General features: G+C 52.7%; 13 protein-coding genes. 11 read left to right on the top strand and 2 right to left on the bottom strand.

Annotated features, from left to right (window positions below):
- The first annotated feature begins 14 nt into the window (after positions 1 to 14).
- From EQU24_RS19455 to EQU24_RS19445, 3 genes are all read left to right on the top strand, one after another.
- The gene (locus EQU24_RS19455; RefSeq protein WP_014146992.1) at positions 15 to 920 is read left to right on the top strand and encodes an AAA family ATPase; all 906 of its coding nucleotides are present in this window, start codon (positions 15 to 17) and stop codon (positions 918 to 920) included.
- A gap of 750 nt (positions 921 to 1,670) precedes the next feature.
- Positions 1,671 to 2,645, top strand: coding sequence for a DUF58 domain-containing protein (locus tag EQU24_RS19450; protein ID WP_017841963.1), 975 nt, complete (start codon positions 1,671 to 1,673; stop codon positions 2,643 to 2,645).
- Entirely contained in the window at positions 2,642 to 4,591 is a 1,950-nt protein-coding gene (locus EQU24_RS19445) for a transglutaminase TgpA family protein (protein WP_017841964.1), read from the top strand. The genes EQU24_RS19450 and EQU24_RS19445 overlap by 4 nt, the downstream gene beginning before the upstream one ends.
- Positions 4,592 to 4,975: 384 nt before the next feature.
- Here EQU24_RS19445 and EQU24_RS19440 read toward each other — a convergent pair whose 3' ends face one another.
- Entirely contained in the window at positions 4,976 to 7,075 is a 2,100-nt protein-coding gene (locus tag EQU24_RS19440) for a polysaccharide deacetylase family protein (protein WP_017841966.1), read from the bottom strand.
- A 211-nt stretch (positions 7,076 to 7,286) separates the two neighbouring features.
- The gene (locus EQU24_RS19435; protein ID WP_040575349.1) at positions 7,287 to 7,688 is read right to left on the bottom strand and encodes a hypothetical protein; all 402 of its coding nucleotides are present in this window, start codon (positions 7,686 to 7,688) and stop codon (positions 7,287 to 7,289) included.
- 581 nt (positions 7,689 to 8,269) lie between these two features.
- On the opposite strand from EQU24_RS19435, the gene EQU24_RS19430 reads away from it, so the two are divergent.
- The 8 genes from EQU24_RS19430 (at position 8,270) to secD (ending at position 16,351) form a co-directional block, all read left to right on the top strand.
- Complete coding sequence (locus EQU24_RS19430) at positions 8,270 to 9,133, top strand: aldo/keto reductase family protein (RefSeq protein ID WP_138767232.1); 864 nt, start codon at positions 8,270 to 8,272, stop codon at positions 9,131 to 9,133.
- Between the two features lie 660 nt (positions 9,134 to 9,793).
- Complete coding sequence (locus tag EQU24_RS19425; RefSeq protein WP_017841969.1) at positions 9,794 to 10,141, top strand: phenylpyruvate tautomerase MIF-related protein; 348 nt, start codon at positions 9,794 to 9,796, stop codon at positions 10,139 to 10,141.
- A 148-nt stretch (positions 10,142 to 10,289) separates the two neighbouring features.
- Complete coding sequence (locus tag EQU24_RS23355) at positions 10,290 to 10,412, top strand: hypothetical protein (protein ID WP_017841970.1); 123 nt, start codon at positions 10,290 to 10,292, stop codon at positions 10,410 to 10,412.
- 46 nt (positions 10,413 to 10,458) lie between these two features.
- Positions 10,459 to 10,806 (top strand): P-II family nitrogen regulator, encoded by a 348-nt coding sequence (locus EQU24_RS19420; protein ID WP_014146999.1) that lies wholly within the window; start codon positions 10,459 to 10,461, stop codon positions 10,804 to 10,806.
- A gap of 58 nt (positions 10,807 to 10,864) precedes the next feature.
- Positions 10,865 to 12,841, top strand: coding sequence for a monovalent cation:proton antiporter family protein (locus EQU24_RS19415; protein ID WP_017841971.1), 1,977 nt, complete (start codon positions 10,865 to 10,867; stop codon positions 12,839 to 12,841).
- Between the two features lie 128 nt (positions 12,842 to 12,969).
- The gene (gene tgt / locus EQU24_RS19410) at positions 12,970 to 14,085 is read left to right on the top strand and encodes a tRNA guanosine(34) transglycosylase Tgt (RefSeq protein WP_017841973.1); all 1,116 of its coding nucleotides are present in this window, start codon (positions 12,970 to 12,972) and stop codon (positions 14,083 to 14,085) included.
- 43 nt (positions 14,086 to 14,128) lie between these two features.
- A complete protein-coding gene (gene yajC / locus EQU24_RS19405; RefSeq protein WP_017841974.1) occupies positions 14,129 to 14,476 on the top strand; it encodes a preprotein translocase subunit YajC in 348 nt (115 codons plus the stop codon).
- 27 nt (positions 14,477 to 14,503) lie between these two features.
- Positions 14,504 to 16,351, top strand: a complete 1,848-nt coding sequence (gene secD, locus EQU24_RS19400; protein WP_017841975.1) for a protein translocase subunit SecD — start codon at positions 14,504 to 14,506, stop codon at positions 16,349 to 16,351.
- The last annotated feature ends 8 nt before the right edge of the window (positions 16,352 to 16,359 follow it).

Raw genomic sequence — 16,359 nt, 5'->3', positions numbered from 1 at the left:
GAAGGATTGACAGTATGGAACATGACTTAGAAGCGTTAATTAACCAAGCGAATCAAATTATTCTGGGTAAGGATCGGCAAATTCGATTGGCGGTGTGTTGTTTGCTGGCCAAAGGGCATTTGTTGATCGAGGATTTACCCGGCGTGGGGAAGACGACTTTGTCGCATGCGCTGGCTAAATTATTCGGTATGGATTATCAGCGTTTGCAATTTACCAGCGATCTGTTGCCGGCGGATATTATCGGTTCGTCGGTGTTTATGGCGAATGAGCATGCGTTTAAGTTTCATCCCGGCCCGATTTTCAGGCAAATGATCTTGGCCGATGAAATCAATCGCGCTTCGCCGAAGGCGCAAAGCGCTTTGCTCGAGGCGATGGAGGAACGGCAAGTAACGGTAGACGGCGAAACGTATGCTTTGCCCGAGTTGTTTTTTGTGATCGCCACGCAAAACCCGAATCATCATGTGGGTACGTTTTCTTTGCCCGAGTCGCAATTAGACCGGTTTTTGATGCGGATCGAGCTGGGTTATCCGGATCATCGCGCCGAGTTGTCGTTGTTGTCCGGCGAGGCGCGCTATCGCTTGCTTGAGGATTTGCCGGTGATGATGCCGGCAGAGCGTTTGTTGCAGTTGCAGGATCAAGTGGCGCGCGTGTATGCCTCGCCGGCTTTGTTGAATTATGTGTTGGCGGTCGTGACGTTTACTCGGCAATCCGATCAGTATCATTGCGGTTTATCGCCTCGGGCCGGTTTGGCTTTGCTGAACGCGGCTAAGGCTTGGGCGTTGTTGGCCAATCGCGACGCGGTGTTGCCCGAAGATGTGCAAGCGGTATTGCCGGCGGTTGCGGGGCACCGGATTCGTTCCGGGGTGGGGAATTCGGAGGCTATCGTGGCGCCGATTTTACAAAACGTGCCGGTGGTTTAAGTGCTGTCTTTACCTGCCGCCGACGCTCCGGTAAATGAAAGTTTGAGACGTGGGGGAGGGTGCGGTCACTCGCCCGACAGGACGCCGTGAACCCAGCACCTAAATTATCCAAGATAGTTAACCATAGCCAATGGGCTATGGAATTTAGGTGCTGGGTGAATACGTCCATGTAGGCTCGACGGCGGCTTTTCCTGCCGCCGACGCCTGTCGGTCGAGCAACCGAACCCTCTTCGGAACCGGTATCTGAGCAGGACGGGGTTTAAACCCCGTCCTAAACGTTTCGCCCGTGGCCAAAGCAAACCGAAAGTAACTATTCAGTCCCCCGGAAATTATCGTTCCCACGCTCTGCGTGGGAATGCCTGAGTACCGCTCCAGCGGTACGAGACGCTAGAGCGTCTCGGTTTTCATTTCCACGCCGGAGCGTGGGAACGATAGGGGCTGTGAATAATTACAACCGAAATGTTTGGAGCAAATCGAAACGTTCGGAGCGGGTTGAATAACCCGCCCCGCGCTCATCGTTATACATAAATTGTAGGGTACGCTGCGCGTACCAAAGCCGTGCCCTGACGGTTCGGCTGGCGCATGAACATCGAGGGGTTACCATGGTACGCACAGCGTACCCTACGCGGATCAACTAGCGTTAGGTGTGGGATATCCAAGGGTGTTAAGTGACAATAAATGGTATCGAGGTCTCATTGGTTAAGATTGCGAAAGGTATATTTTGAAACGAATTACGGTTAGAGGTGTGGGATGAACGCAGATCTAGCGTCATTGAAGCAAGGTTTCGGGTTCGGGCGTTTTTTCAGGCGGGGCGAGTCTGCGAGCGGTCCGTTGGAGTTGACGCGGCGGCGGGTTTTTATTTTGCCGACGCAGCGGGGGCTGAGCTTGGTTTATACCATTGTGTTATTGTTGTTGATCGCTCTGATTTATAACAATAATTTGGTGTACGGCTTGGCGTTTTTTCTGGCTAGCCTATTTTTTGTGTCGATTTTGCATACCTATCGGGCGCTGGCCGGGTTGGTGGTAAAAACCGGTTATGCGGCCCCGGTTTTTGCCGGCGAATCGGCGGGTTTGTCATTGACGGTGAGTAATCCGACGGACACTCGACGCTATGCTTTGTCGGCGCATCTGGAAAACGAGTCGGTTTTCGATTTGGAGGCTCGGCAAAGTAAAACGCTCACCTTATATATGCGTACTCAACAACGCGGTTGGCATTCGATTGGCGCGATAACGCTGGCCAGTCATTATCCGTTGGGTCTTTTCCGGGCCTGGTCGCCGCTGCGCTTTAGCGATCGGATTTTGGTTTATCCGAAGCCGGCTCGGGATGTCGTGCCTTTTCCGGACGCAAGCGGGTCTGACGCAGCCGGGCAGAGCGTTAGCGACCGCGGCGGGCAAGACGATTTTATCGGCACTCGCGAATATCAGGCGGGAGATTTGTTGCGCCAGATTCATTGGAAGGCTTATGCCAAGGGTCAAGGCTTGTTGTCTAAACAATATGCCGGCGAGTCGGTCGGCACCGAGTTGTGGTTGGATTATGGGCAGGCTTTCGGGGAGCGAACCGAAGATCGTTTGAGCAGTTTATGCCGCTGGATTTTGGATGCCGATACGGCCGGTTTGCGTTATGGCTTGCGTTTGCCGGGCTGCCGTATTCCGCCGGATCACGGTGCTTCGCATCGAGCCCGCTGCTTGAAGGCTTTGGCTCTTTTTGAGGGCGAGCGATCATGAATGCAGGTATCTTGCGAGGCTTGTTATTTGCGGTCGCTTTGATCGTGCTGCCTCACGTCGGTCATATTCCGCCGCTTTTATCCGTATTTTTTGGGGTGTTGTGGTTTTGGCGTTTTTGCGGTATTCGTTATCCGAATTGTCTGCCTAAGGGCATGGCTGCTTCGGTGTTGATGTTGGTCGGTATCGGTTTGCTGGTCGCTCATCATCGAGGCGAATGGGGGATCGGTAGCGGTACGGCCTTGTTTGTGACGGCCTTGGGCTTGAAGTTGTTGGAGTTGAATAAGCCGCGCGATGTTTATTTGATTGCTTATTTGGGCTTTATCGTCATTGCCGCTCAGTTTTTGTATTGGCAAAACATCGTTGCCGCCGTTTATGGTTTGTCGGTCAGTTTGTTGTTGTTGGCCTGTTTGGTCGCCGTGAATCAGCATGGCCGTCTGTTTCGCGTCGATGTATTGCGCAGGATTTCGTATTTGTTTTTGCAGGCCCTGCCGATGACGGCAATTTTATTCATGGTGTTCCCTCGGGTGCAGGCGCCTGCCTGGGCATTTTTGAATGACGATAAGCATCGGGCGCAGTCGGGCCTCGGCGATATTTTGGAGCCGGGCGCTTTCGATCAATTGGCTTTGTCGCCCAAACTGGCGTTCCGGGTCAAGTTTGACGGGGCGATGCCGCCTAAGGATCAATTGTATTGGCGCGGCCCGGTGTTTAGTTTTACCGACGGTGTTCGGTGGCGCAGGTCTACTAATGCTCATGCCAAGTATTATCAAGAACCCTTGCAGGTATCCGGTCAATCGTATGCCTATCGCTTGTTGCTGGAACCGCAAGCTCACTCATGGGTGTATGGGCTGGAGATGCCCGTCGAGTTTGATGACTCGTTGCGGCGCGATGCCAATTATCAGTTGCTTAGTCGGGTTCGGAGCGAGGAGGCCGCCGAATTTAAGCTGGTGTCTTATTCGCACTACAACACCGGTCGTATTACGCGTTCGGAGTATGCGGAAAACCGGCAATTACCCGGCGAGCCTTCCGTTGAAGTCGAGTCTTTGGTTCGGCAATTACACGGTTTTGACGAGGCGCCCGAGCGGTATTTGAATAATGTGTTGGCGTGGTTTCGGCGGCAGGGTTTTCAATACAGTCTGACACCGCCTTTGATGCCGGATCGTCCGATTGAAACATTTTTGTTCGAGGCCAAAACGGGTTTTTGCAATCACTATGCGACGGCGTTTGTTTATTTATTGAGGGTCGCCGATATTCCGGCCCGTGTGGTTACGGGTTATCAGGGCGGCGAGTTCAATAAAATCGGCCGATTTTTAGAAGTCCGGCAATCGGATGCGCATGCCTGGGCTGAGGTTTGGCTGGACGGCAAGGGTTGGGTTCGGGTCGATCCTACGAGTGCCGTTATGCCGGTTCAGACCTCGCAAGATTCGCTTAGGGATGAGCGTTCGGAGTTCGGAGAGGCGGGCGCGGCGCCCATTGACCGGGAAATTCGAGATTCCTGGTCCGATTTGAAGCCGGTCGAGCAGTTTTGGAATAGTTTGGAATATTACTGGCAGCGCTGGATCGTGAGTTATGGCAGCGGAACGCGTAGCGATCTGTTGAATCGCCTTCATCTGAAGCATTGGCAAGAGGTGTTGTTCGGCTTGCTGGCCGTATGGCTTGCGGTGATGTTGATTTTGGCGGGTATGTTGTTGAGGCCTTGGGGCAAGCGTGACGATCCGGTGGTGAAATTGTATCGGAAATTTTGCCGGAAAATGACCCGGTTGGGCGTGGAGAGAGCAAGCAGCGAAGGACCGATCGATTTTGCGCAAAGAGCAAAGGTGCATTGTCCGGAATTGGCGCGCGATATCGATGAGATTACCGAGATATTCGTTAGATTGAAATATCAGCGTGCGGATTCGGACGGCGATTTTAGGCGCTTGAGAAGGAAGGTTTCGGGGTTGCGATGTTGAATTCGGAAGGGCTACGCAAGAGCGACCCTGTAGGATGGGTAGCAGCGAAGCGGAAACCCATCATGGGTTCCCACAAACGGCAAAAAACATTACGGTCGGATTGATAACACCCGTCCGGCGGGAAAACCGGCGGCGAGGCGAAAAACGATGGGTTTCGGCTTCCGCCTCTACCCATCCTACGCAAGAGCGACCTTGTAGGATGGGTAGCAGCGAAGCGGAAACCCATCACGGGTACCCGCAAACGGCAAAAAAGCATTGCGACCGGATTGATAACACCCGTCCGGCAGGAAAACCGGCGGCGGCGAAAAACGATGGGTTTCGGCTTCCGCCTCTACCCATCCTACGCAAGAGCGACCCTGTTGGATGGATTGTTACCTACCGACTTCATGCCAAATAAATCCTCTCCAATGCACTGCGCGAGACATTGCCGCGTGAGTCTTCGGCTTCGATGTAGTAGCGCACATTGCCTGCCCCGACCGGTAAGGACGCGGTGCAATAATCGGCCGATACCGAGGCGCCGGTGTGGCTTGGATATGGGCCGTGATTGTTGAGATCTAGGCGTTTCTCGCCGGAAGCTGTGCGCAGTACGAGTGTCGAGCGCTTCAGGCCCGATAGATCGTGGATGAAAGTATGCAACGTGGCTTCTCTCGGCGCGGCTTTAAGACAACCCTGTCCCCAACAATCGCCGCCCGGGTTTTCCGGCGTAACCCAGGGGGCGAAAATGGTAGGTCCGGTGCTGTCGCCGACTTGTTTAACGGCGCTGCCGAGTAATTGCCAGCCTTTATTGGCCGCTTCGGTGACTTGTTTATCCCAGACGTCCTGACCGGTCCAATACCAGTAACAGCTGGTTTCGGCCGTGAGCATCAAGCGCGAGGCTTCTTGCAGCGCGGCATGTTCCGGCGCGCTGTCTTCGATCGTATGCACGAGGTTTTGCAGTGCCGTTAGAACGGCCCACGAGTTTAGGTCCGGTGAGTAGGGTTGGTCGTAGCGGCTGAACCATTTCATGAATTGCGGATCGCCGTTATCGGCACCGCTCCAGGAGCCGGGTTCGATATGCACGGCCTGAGCCGGGTCGGGCGGGAAACGCTGCAAATAATCCTCGCTGGTGGTCAGTTCGAAGCGCGGGTCTTGATGCAGCCAGCGCACCAGTTCGCCGGTGTTGTGATGATAATAACTGTCGGCACCGCCTCCGTGATTGTCGCCGTCTGAATGGAGCAGAAAAAAAGGCGGATGTTTCGGATCGAAACTGCCGGTTTCGACGATTCGATCGTAAACCTGACCGAGTACGTCAGCATATTGTAAGGCGCCGAAGCCGCCCCGGGCGTCTTCGTTGCCGATGTAGCGCTCGGCCGGAATGCCGATGATTTTATGAATCTTGCCGTCAGGGTCTTCGTAGGCGATATATTCGGGCCGCATCAGGCTTGGAGAAATTTTCGAGCCGGCCCAGATGTTGTGCAGTTGCAGCCAATCGTCGATCGGCGGGTTGACTTGTTCCGCGGGGTTGGGCGGCAGCATGCCTTCGTTGATACCGGCGTAAGGATAGTCGCGGCAGGCGCGGTAGCGGTGGATGGAATCGTAGATCACCGCCTCGATGCCTGCCTCCTTCAGTGCCGGAATCATGCGTACATGGAAGGCGGTCTCCGGGGGAAACAAGACTTTGGAGGCTTCGGCTCCGAAGTGGGCGCGTATGGCGTCTTGGTGCCACTGAATGTGGCGCACGATGTTGCGCTCCGGGATCAGCGCCATCAGCGGATGAAAGTAGCCGAACGCGGAAAAAGCCATGCGGGGATTGCCGAGTGCGGTTTTGGCGCCGGCGATGCCGCGCAACTCGTTTTTCCAGCCAGAGAAACGGCCGCCGCACAAGCCTTGCGCTTCGCAGCGATCGAGTTGTTCGATCAGCGAACCGCTCCAGCTGGTGGATAGGCCGGCATGCGGCAAGTTTCCTTCGTCATATTGGCGCACCGCGGCCGGTAGGAAACCGGTGTAATTGCCGACGCGGGAGCCGAAGATCTCGTCTTTTTCGCCATCCCAATAATCGGGGTCGGCCGCGCGGTAATAAGGTTGGTGCATGTGTTTGTGAATGCTGAAGTACACCTTGATGCCGTCTGCAATCTCTATTTTTCGTGCGGCGCGGGGAGGAGCTTCTAGCCGGAGATCTCGGTAGACTTTGATCCAGTCGTCTCCTCCGGCCCGGCTCAAGTCGGCCTGGCGGCAGCCTTCGATCTGTATATGGATGTGATTTGCGGCAAATAAACCGGCCGGTATCTTTGCGGTATAAATATAGCCGCCTTTGTCGTCGGCCCGGCTGCCGATCGCCTCATCCTTTATGATTTTTTGCCGGCCTTCGCCATGCAATATCACTTGGGGAAACGGGATTATGCCGTCGGCGCGAAAGCTGATCTCGAATGATGGATTTTTTCCCGAGGCATCGCAAGCAAGCGATTCGGGGCAATTGATATCCGATAGTTTGGAAAAAATACTCATCTTTATGTCCTATGATTTCAACGGCCGAGAATGATAAAAGTGTAGGTCTTCTTAATCAATCTGTCGACTATGCCGGCCGCTGCTTTTTGCACAATTGGTATATTTATACTTGTGTATAACGGTGAGAGCTACTGCTTGGGAAGGCGAGGAAAATTATAACTAATTAGATATTTTCGTGATTTGCGTGTGTTTTGTGGGCAACATGCTTGGGTTAATCATCGTCTTCCAGCAATTCGACGCCGATTCTGCTTCGATGCACGCAGTCGGCGTAGATATCGTCTGCATTCGACAAGCCGCGAGCTTCCAAATAACACTGGCGCGAAACAGTCAAATAGTCTTCTAAATCGATCTTAGGCGTTTTGTGTCCGGCAAAACGCATGCAGTTTGTAAAGGTGCCGGCATCGTAAAATATGGGGATTTCGACCTCGGTCATACCGCCCCCGGCCGGCACTTTTATGCGCTCCTTGCGCATCGAAGTTTTGAAGCAATTCGAGGCATCTATGAAGTAACCTCGATTGTTTTCTAGGGGTTCGGTTTGGGTGAATATACCAGAGCAACTTTGTAAAATAATCATCGCTATCGGCAAGGCGGCTTTTTTAAAACTGAGCATCATTATTAATTGGGGTAAAAGGGGCGACAGGTTATTATCGAGCCGAAATATGACAATTAAATGAATCGGCAATTTAGTTGGATCGAAACGATTTATGACTGACCATTCGAAGAGTTTCGTTGAGTTCTCGATTATCAAGGCAATCAATATTCAATAAATAAACCTAAAAAGAGCAGTTGACATGTGTTGTAGACCGTTCGTGCTGAGCCAAGTCGAAGCCTGAAGGGTCTACAACACTATCACCGTAAGTATTCAGTCCCCCTCTTTGAAAAAGAGGGGCTAGGGGAGATTTTTTAAATAAATCCCCCTCAATCCCCCTTTTTCAAAGGGGGAGGCCAACAATTGCGACTGAATGGCGGTAATTTGCCAACGGGGTCTGAATACTTACCTATCACCGGCTTGGTGAAGCCTCAAACTACCGATCACCCTTCGACAGGGCTCTCCTGAGCGCAGCCGAAGGGCTCAGGGCGAACGATAGTTTGAGACTCTCAACTGCTCTTTTCAGGATAAAAGCTTATTTTATCGTTCGGTAATGTATGGTCTGTTGTTATTAAAGGGTTTTTTAAAATTTAACGGGGCGGGGTATGAGTGAAGATATTCGAATGGGTCCGGTACGTTTGATTCAAGGTATTGAAGTCCCGAGTTTCTTTTATGGGACGGCCTGGAAGGAAGAACGGACCGAGGCATTGGTTTTGGCCGCGATCGAAGCCGGCTTCCGGGCCGTCGATACCGCGAATCAGCGGCGGCATTATTACGAAGAGGGCGTCGGACATGCGCTAAGCAAGGTGCTGGGGGAGGGCCGACTTAAACGCGGCGAGCTGTTTCTGCAAAGCAAGTTTACCTATGCGGCGAGTCAAGATCATCGGCTTCCTTACGATCCCGATGCGGATTACGCCACGCAGGTCGAGCAGTCGTTCAGCCGCACGCTAAAGCATTTGGGCACCGATTATCTGGATTCCTACATTTTGCATGGGCCTTCGCTAGGCCAAGGTCTGGCCGAAGCGGATCGCGAAGTATGGCGAGCGATGGAAAGTCTCTGCAAATCCGGTTCGGTTCGATTGATCGGCGTTTCGAATATCAGTGAGGATCAATTAAGGCTCTTGATTGAATTTGCCGAGATTAAGCCGGCATTCGTGCAAAACCGATGTTTTGCGCGGACGCAATGGGATTCCGAGGTTAGAAAGCAATGTCGCGATCATGGCATCGTTTACCAAGGCTTTTCGTTGTTGACGGCGAACGTTTCCGAATTGAACCGCCCTATCATGGATCAGGTTACAAAGCGTCACGGCTGTACCAAGGCACAGGCCGTGTTTCGTTTCGCGTTGCAACTCGGTATGATTCCGTTGACCGGCACGAGCGATCCGGAGCATATGAAACAAGACTTGTCGGTATATGACTTCGCGTTCAATGCAGATGAAATAGCTATGATTGAAAATGTTGCGGCTTGAATCGATGATTCGAGTCATTGTTCAATGATCCTCGTTCCCGCATGCCGGCAGTGGTTATGAGTTTCCGCTTCCGCCTCTACCCATCCTAGGCGAGAGCCATTTGATAGGGGCGGCTCGGCGTCGGGGGTAGCAGGGTAGTAGGATGGGTAGTAGCGAAGCGGAAACCCATCATGGGGAGCGGCAAGCGCTAGGCGATGCAGCTTGCACCGCTACCCGTCTGGGAATGCTGATCTTGTCTCGGTAGCCAAGGTAGGGATTCCCACGGAGGACCGCGCGAAGTATATATAAGTCATAAATTATCCTTATGCAATCTTAGCTAATGAGGCCTCGATACCATTTTATGTCACTTAACATTGTCGGCCTCGAAATCGCGATCAGGGGATCGCTCCCACAGCGCTTGCAATCCTCTGTGGGAGCGACGCCTTCGTCGCGACTATCGAAGCCACCGATACTCGGCAGCCGGGGATTTTATCGAAGCTCCCGATGCCACTTGCCGGACGGGTTTTATAAACCCGTTCGCAACGTTTTATCACCCTAAGATGGGTTTTCGCTTCGCCTCTACCCATCCTACTGCATTTTTTCCTGGTTCTCACGGTCCTCCGTGGGACCCCATACACATTTAGGGATGTTATTTTTACCGTATCTTAAGAGGAATTTGCGATGCCTTATTTAAAACTCAATACCAATACGCCCATCACCGATGAAAAATCTTCGCCATTACTGGCCGAAATGTCGCAACTGATGGCCAAAGAGACCGGTAAGTCGGAGCGCTATGTCATGGTCGAGCTGGCTTCCGGCAAGCCGATGTTGTTCGGCGGCAGCGATAAGCCATTGGCTTATCTCGAATGTAAAAGTATCGGCTTGAGCGGCGCTCAGGCGCGTTCGTTGTCGGCGTCATTAAGCCGCTTGCTGGAAAAGGAATTGTCGATACCGCCCGATCGCGTTTATATCGAATTCAGCAATTGCCCGGCGGAATTATGGGGATGGAACGGTTCAACATTCGGATGAGCGAGTGATAGGTTGCGCGGCGACTGTGCAGATTTGCCCTGCGATTCAGCCTTGGATAATTGTGATCACCTAACGTACATGAAGGTGCTATTATCACTCCGGCAAATGAAGGCTCGACGGCGGAATCTGATTGCCATGGATGGCGTGAATGCCGATTTTGCATGGAGCAAAAATCGGCCCTGCCGCCGACGCGCTTGTCGATCGAGCAACCGCACTCTCTTCGGAGCCGGCATTTTCGTTGCTGAGTTTTTGTATATCGAAAATTAGATAAAGAGTCTAAATCTACGAACTTTCACAGTAAGGAGAAAGGAGGTTTTATGTTATTTAAATTGATTATGGTCTTTGTCGATGAGGACAAGGTTGAAGACGTTATGGACGCGTCGAGAAACGCCGGTGCGACTGGTGCGACGATCATCAGCAAGGCTCGTGGGCAAGGTCTCGAAAAAGTCGTCGGTATTTTGGGTTTCGAAATATTGAGCCCGCGTGCGGTCGTGCTGATACTGGCCGAGGCGAGGCGGGCCGAACGTATTTTGGAGGCGGTTACCGAAGCCGGCAATCTCGATGAAAGTCTCGGCACCGGCATCGCGATTCAGCTCGATGTCGACAAGGCCTTGGGGCTCAGCGAGCATGTCAAAGAACTGGAAAAAAAGAAGCCGTTCGTATGAGCGACTGCCGTTGCTTTGAGTTATTTAACATTTTATTCGAAAACAAGCGCACCAACCGATGATAGAACAAGCCTTTGTGCAGATATTATTGATGCTCGGCACGTCCGTGGCTGCCGTCATCCTGTTTCAGAAACTGCACATTCCTTCAAGTCTCGGCTATCTGATGGTCGGGGTGCTGTTCGGCGCGCATACGCCGGGGCCGGTCATCGACGTTCAACAGATTCGGGAAGTTGCCGAATTCGGTATCGTGTTTTTGCTGTTCACGATCGGTCTGAGTTTTTCGTTGCCACAGATCCATGCCTTGCGCGGTCAAGTTTTGAGTCTCGGCACCGGGCAAGTCGTTTTGACGACAGCGTTGATCGGCACGGGCTGTTGGTTGCTCGGTTTGCCGCCGGCGACCTCGTTCGTGATCGGCGCGGTGTTCGCACAATCGTCGACGACGATCATCAGCAAACAACTCACCGAGCAGGGGGAGGAAAATAGCCGGCACGGCCGATTGGGTGTTGCGATGTCAGTGTTTCAGGACGTGACAGCCGTGCCTTTGATTGTTGTCATTCCGGTGCTCGGCGTGCTTGATGACGATGCCGGCGTGTTGTTCGAATCGCTCGGCTGGGCAATGGCCAAGGCTATTGTCGCATTTTTGCTGGTTTTCATGCTGGGCAGATGGTTGCTTCGCCCGTTGTTTCATAGCGTCGCGGCAAGGCGTTCCACCGAGCTGTTCACGCTGACGGTGCTGTTCGTATCGCTGTTGGCTGCGTGGACGACCAGCCAGCTCGGTTTGTCGATGGCGTTTGGCGCGTTTCTGGTCGGCATGATGCTCGGTGAGACCGAGTTTCGCCATCAGGTTGAATCGACGATCAGGCCGTTTCGCGATGTCTTGATCGGTTTGTTCTTCGTCAGCATCGGCATGCTGTTCGATCCTGCCGCAATTCCTCAGAATTGGCAATGGGCAACGATCGGCACCATCGCGATGCTCGTGTCGAAAACGGTCTTGGTCGCGCTGATCGTGCGCTGGTCGGGTCTCGACGGTCTGACTGCATGGCGTACCGGGTTCTTGCTCGCGGTCGGCGGAGAGTTCGGCTTTGCGTTGCTTGCGATCGCGCTCGACGTCAATGCCATTGCCAATCAATATTCACAGATCGTCTTTACTTCGGTATTGTTTTCAATGATAGTGGCGCCTTTTCTGATTCGCTATAACCATGTTCTGGCCGGCTTGTTGGTACGACGGTCGGTAAGGCGTCAAAATGATCCCGAAACGTTGCCGGTTAGTGCCGATGCGACGCAACATCTACACGATCATGCGATCATTTGCGGCTACGGTCGTATCGGACAGAGTGTCGGTCATTTTCTCGAAGAGGAAAAAATTCCTTATGTCGCGGTCGATCTCGATTCGGCGCGTATCAAAGAGGCTCATGTCGCTGGTGAACCGGTCTATTACGGCGACTCGTCGGAGCGCGACATTCTCGAGGCCTTGGGCATCGATAGCGCCAAATTGCTCGTGATCAGTTACGACGATGTGTTGTTGGCGAAAAAGATTTTGCATCACGTTCGCGCATTGCGTCCGGATTTGCCGGTCATGGTGCGAACGCGCGACGAGGCCCATGTCGATGAATTGCGGCAAGCCGGCGCGACCGAAGTCGTGCCCGAGGTGCTCGAAGCTGGACTGATGATTGCGTCTCATGCGTTGTTGTTGCTAAACGTGCCGTTCAAGCGTGTCGTGCGCAGGATGCAGCAGCAGCGGGCCGGCCGTTACCGGCTGCTGCGCGAATTGTATCGCGGCGAGGATGTGTTTTCGGATAATCCGAATATTCTGACGGAGGACGGGCTGCGCAGCGTTTTGATGTTGCCGGGTAGTCGGGGAATCGGCAAAAAACTTTCCGAGTTTGCTTTCGACGGCGTGACGGTTTCGTCTTTGGTCAGGCAAGGGAGCAGAGAGGAGGATCCGCTCGATGTGTTCATCGTCGAAGGTGATGTCGTCGTGCTGTTCGGAGCGCCCGGCACTTTGGACCGGGCCGAGCGGCTTTTGCTCGGTTGATGGCGCAAGCCTTGTTAGCCGAACGTTTTGCCGCGGCTAATATCTGACAGAAAATTGGACACTCCGATATAATAGCGCGCTTTTAGGCTGAATCTGCCGGAACTTCGCTCGGCTTTCTCATTTTTGATATGCAATTCGATTTACTCAATACGGACGGCCTTGCGCGGCGCGGCCGCCTGACTTTCGCGCGCGGCGTTGTTGAAACGCCCGTTTTTATGCCTGTCGGCACTTATGGTTCAGTCAAGGCGATGACGCCGGAAGAATTGAACGATGTCGGTGCGCAAATCATTCTTGGCAATACCTTTCATTTGATGTTGAGGCCGGGTGTCGAGGTCATGAACGCGCACGGCGATTTGCACGATTTCATGCATTGGGATAAGCCGATTTTGACCGATTCCGGCGGCTTTCAGGTGTTCAGTCTCGGCGCCTTGCGCAAGATCACCGAGCAGGGCGTGACCTTCAAATCGCCGATCAACGGCAGCTCGATTTTCATGGGGCCGGAAGAATCGATGTCTGTGCAACGGCATTTAGGCTCGGATATCGTGATGATTTTCGACGAATGCACGCCTTATCCGGCCTCGGTCGATCAGGCCGCCGATTCGATGCGCCTGTCTTTGCGCTGGGCCGAGCGCAGCAAGAAGGCGCATGGCGAGAATCCTTCGGCCTTGTTCGGTATCGTGCAGGGCGGCATGTATGAACACTTAAGGCGAGAATCGTTGGCGGGTTTGGTCGATATCGGTTTCGACGGTTATGCGATCGGAGGGCTATCGGTCGGCGAGCCGAAAGAGGAAATGCTGGCGATGCTCGATGTCGTGCAGCCGATGATGCCGTCCGATAAACCGCGATATTTGATGGGCGTCGGCACGCCCGAAGATCTGGTCGAGGCGGTCCGGCGCGGCGTCGATATGTTCGATTGCGTGATGCCGACTCGTAACGCGCGCAACGGCCATTTGTTCACGCGGAGCGGCGTCATTAAAATCCGCAATAGTCGTTACCAGTTCGATACCGGGCCGCTCGATGAAAATTGCGGCTGTTATACCTGCCGGCATTATTCGCGTTCTTACCTTAGGCATTTGGATAAGTGCGGCGAAATGCTCGGTTCGCGTCTTAATACGATTCACAATCTTTTTTATTATTTGCAATTGATGCAGGAACTTCGGCAGGCGATCGAAACTCGGAGCTTGGATGATTATGTCAAGCAGTTTTATCAACAACGAGGTAAAAACGTTCCCGATGTGGCATAATGGCGGCCTTTTTGTATAACAACTACTATAAAAGAGGATAACAATGAGTTTCTTAATTTCCGATGCCATGGCGCAAGCCGCGCCGGCGGCTCAGCAACCCGGTTTTGAAGGATTGCTGTTTCCGCTAGGGATTCTGGTGTTTTTCTATTTTTTGTTTCTGCGGCCGCAATCTAAGCGCAGCAAGGAACACAAGCAGATGATCGACTCGTTGACTAAAGGCGTCGAAGTCGTGACGAATGGCGGCATTCTGGGTAAGGTCGCGGATTTAGACGATAATTTTGTCAAGCTTGAAATCAGCGAGAATGTCTTCATTCAGGTTCAACGCCATGCCATTGGCAGTTTAATGCCGAAAGGCACCTATAAAGCGATCGCCAAAAAACCGAAAGTTTGATCGCGGGTTTAAAGTCGGAATAATAAAATGCAAAATCGTTTCCCACTCTGGAAAAATCTATTAATCCTGATCGTCTTTTTGATTGGGTTTATTTATGCCTTACCCAATCTTTTCGGCGACGATCCGTCGGTTCAGGTGTCCTTCTCGAATGTCAGTACGGTCGAGACCGCCCAGGTTCAGCAGATAGAAGAATTGGTCAAGCAAGCCGGAATGACCATTAAAGAAGTTGAAACCGGTAATGGCAATATCTTGATCCGTTTCAACGATACCAACGACCAATTGAAAGCGGCGGATTTACTGAGGGATAGACTGGGAAACGATGCTACGGTCGCGCTTAACTTGGCGCCCGCGACGCCGGGTTGGCTGCGCGCGTTCGGTGCAAGCCCTATGTATCTGGGCCTCGATTTGCGAGGCGGCGTGCATTTTATGCTTGAAGTCGATATGGATGCCGCGGTTAAGCAAGCCGAGGAGCGTTATAATGATGACGTTCGTTCGGCCTTGCGCGATGCCAAAATCCGTTACCAATCGGTGTCGCAAGAAACCGGCTATATCCGCGTTAAGCTTAGAGACGAGGAAGATACCAATGCTGCCGTTGCGGTGCTGGACAAGGATTTTTCGACGCTGAATATCGAACGGCCGAATGTCGAGAACGAGCTTTGGCTAAAAATTACCGAAGCCGAGCAAAAAGAAGTTAAAAAATTCGCTCTGGCGCAAAATATCACGACCTTGCGTAACCGGGTTAACGAATTAGGCGTTGCCGAGCCGGTCATTCAACAGCAAGGTAATAATCGTATCGTCGTGCAATTGCCCGGCATTCAGGACACGACCCGTGCCAAGGATATTCTAGGTACGACCGCGACATTAGAGTATCGCTTGGTCGATGTCGAGCATGACGTACAAAAAGCTTTACAAGGACGGCCGCCGGTCGGTAGCCGTATCTATTATGAGAAAAACGGTAATCCGATTCTATTGGATAGGCGAATTATCGTGACCGGCGATCAGATCGTCGATGCATCGTCCGGATTGGATCAAAATAATTCGCCCTCGGTATTTGTGACCTTGAACGGTATCGGCGCGAAGAAAATGGGTAAGGTGACCAGCGAGAATATCGGCCGGCCGATGGCGGTCGTGTTCGTCGAATATAAAGTAAAAACGCGTGAAGTTAACGGCGAAAAAGTTCGGACCAAGGAAAAGGTTGAAAAAGTGATCAGCGTCGCGACGATTCGCGATGCCTTTAGTAAGCGTTTCCAAACGACCGGTCTCGATAGCACTACGGAAGCCCGTAATTTAGCTTTATTGCTTAGAGCGGGCGCCTTGGCCGCGCCGGTCGATATCGTCGAAGAGCGCACCGTCGGTCCGAGCCTCGGCCAAGATAATATCGACCAAGGCATGCGGTCGGTCATGGTCGGTTTTGTTCTGGTGCTGTTATTCATGGCGGCTTATTACCGCGTGTTCGGTTTGGTCGCAAATCTGGCGTTGGGGTTCAATCTCGTCGTTATCGTAGCAATCTTGTCGATGTTGCAGGCGACGCTGACCATGCCGGGCATTGCCGGGATCGTGCTGACTATCGGTATGGCGGTCGATGCTAACGTATTGATTTTCGAACGCATTCGCGAGGAGATCAAAAACGGTAACACGCCGCAATCGAGTATTTATGCCGGTTACGAAAAGGCTTTCGGGACAATTTTCGACGCCAACATTACAACGCTTTTAGTGGCCTTGGTCTTGTTCGGATTCGGCACGGGGCCGGTCAAAGGTTTCGCGGTGACTTTGTCGATCGGTATTTTGTCGTCGATGTTTACGGCTATTTTAGGCACCCGGATGGTTATTAACTGGATATACGGCAGTCGCCGTGTCGAGAAATTATCCATTTAGGCGCATTT

The organism is Methylotuvimicrobium buryatense, from assembly GCF_005931095.1.
GTDB lineage: Bacteria > Pseudomonadota > Gammaproteobacteria > Methylococcales > Methylomonadaceae > Methylotuvimicrobium > Methylotuvimicrobium buryatense.
This window is presented reverse-complemented; position numbering and strand designations above follow the sequence as displayed.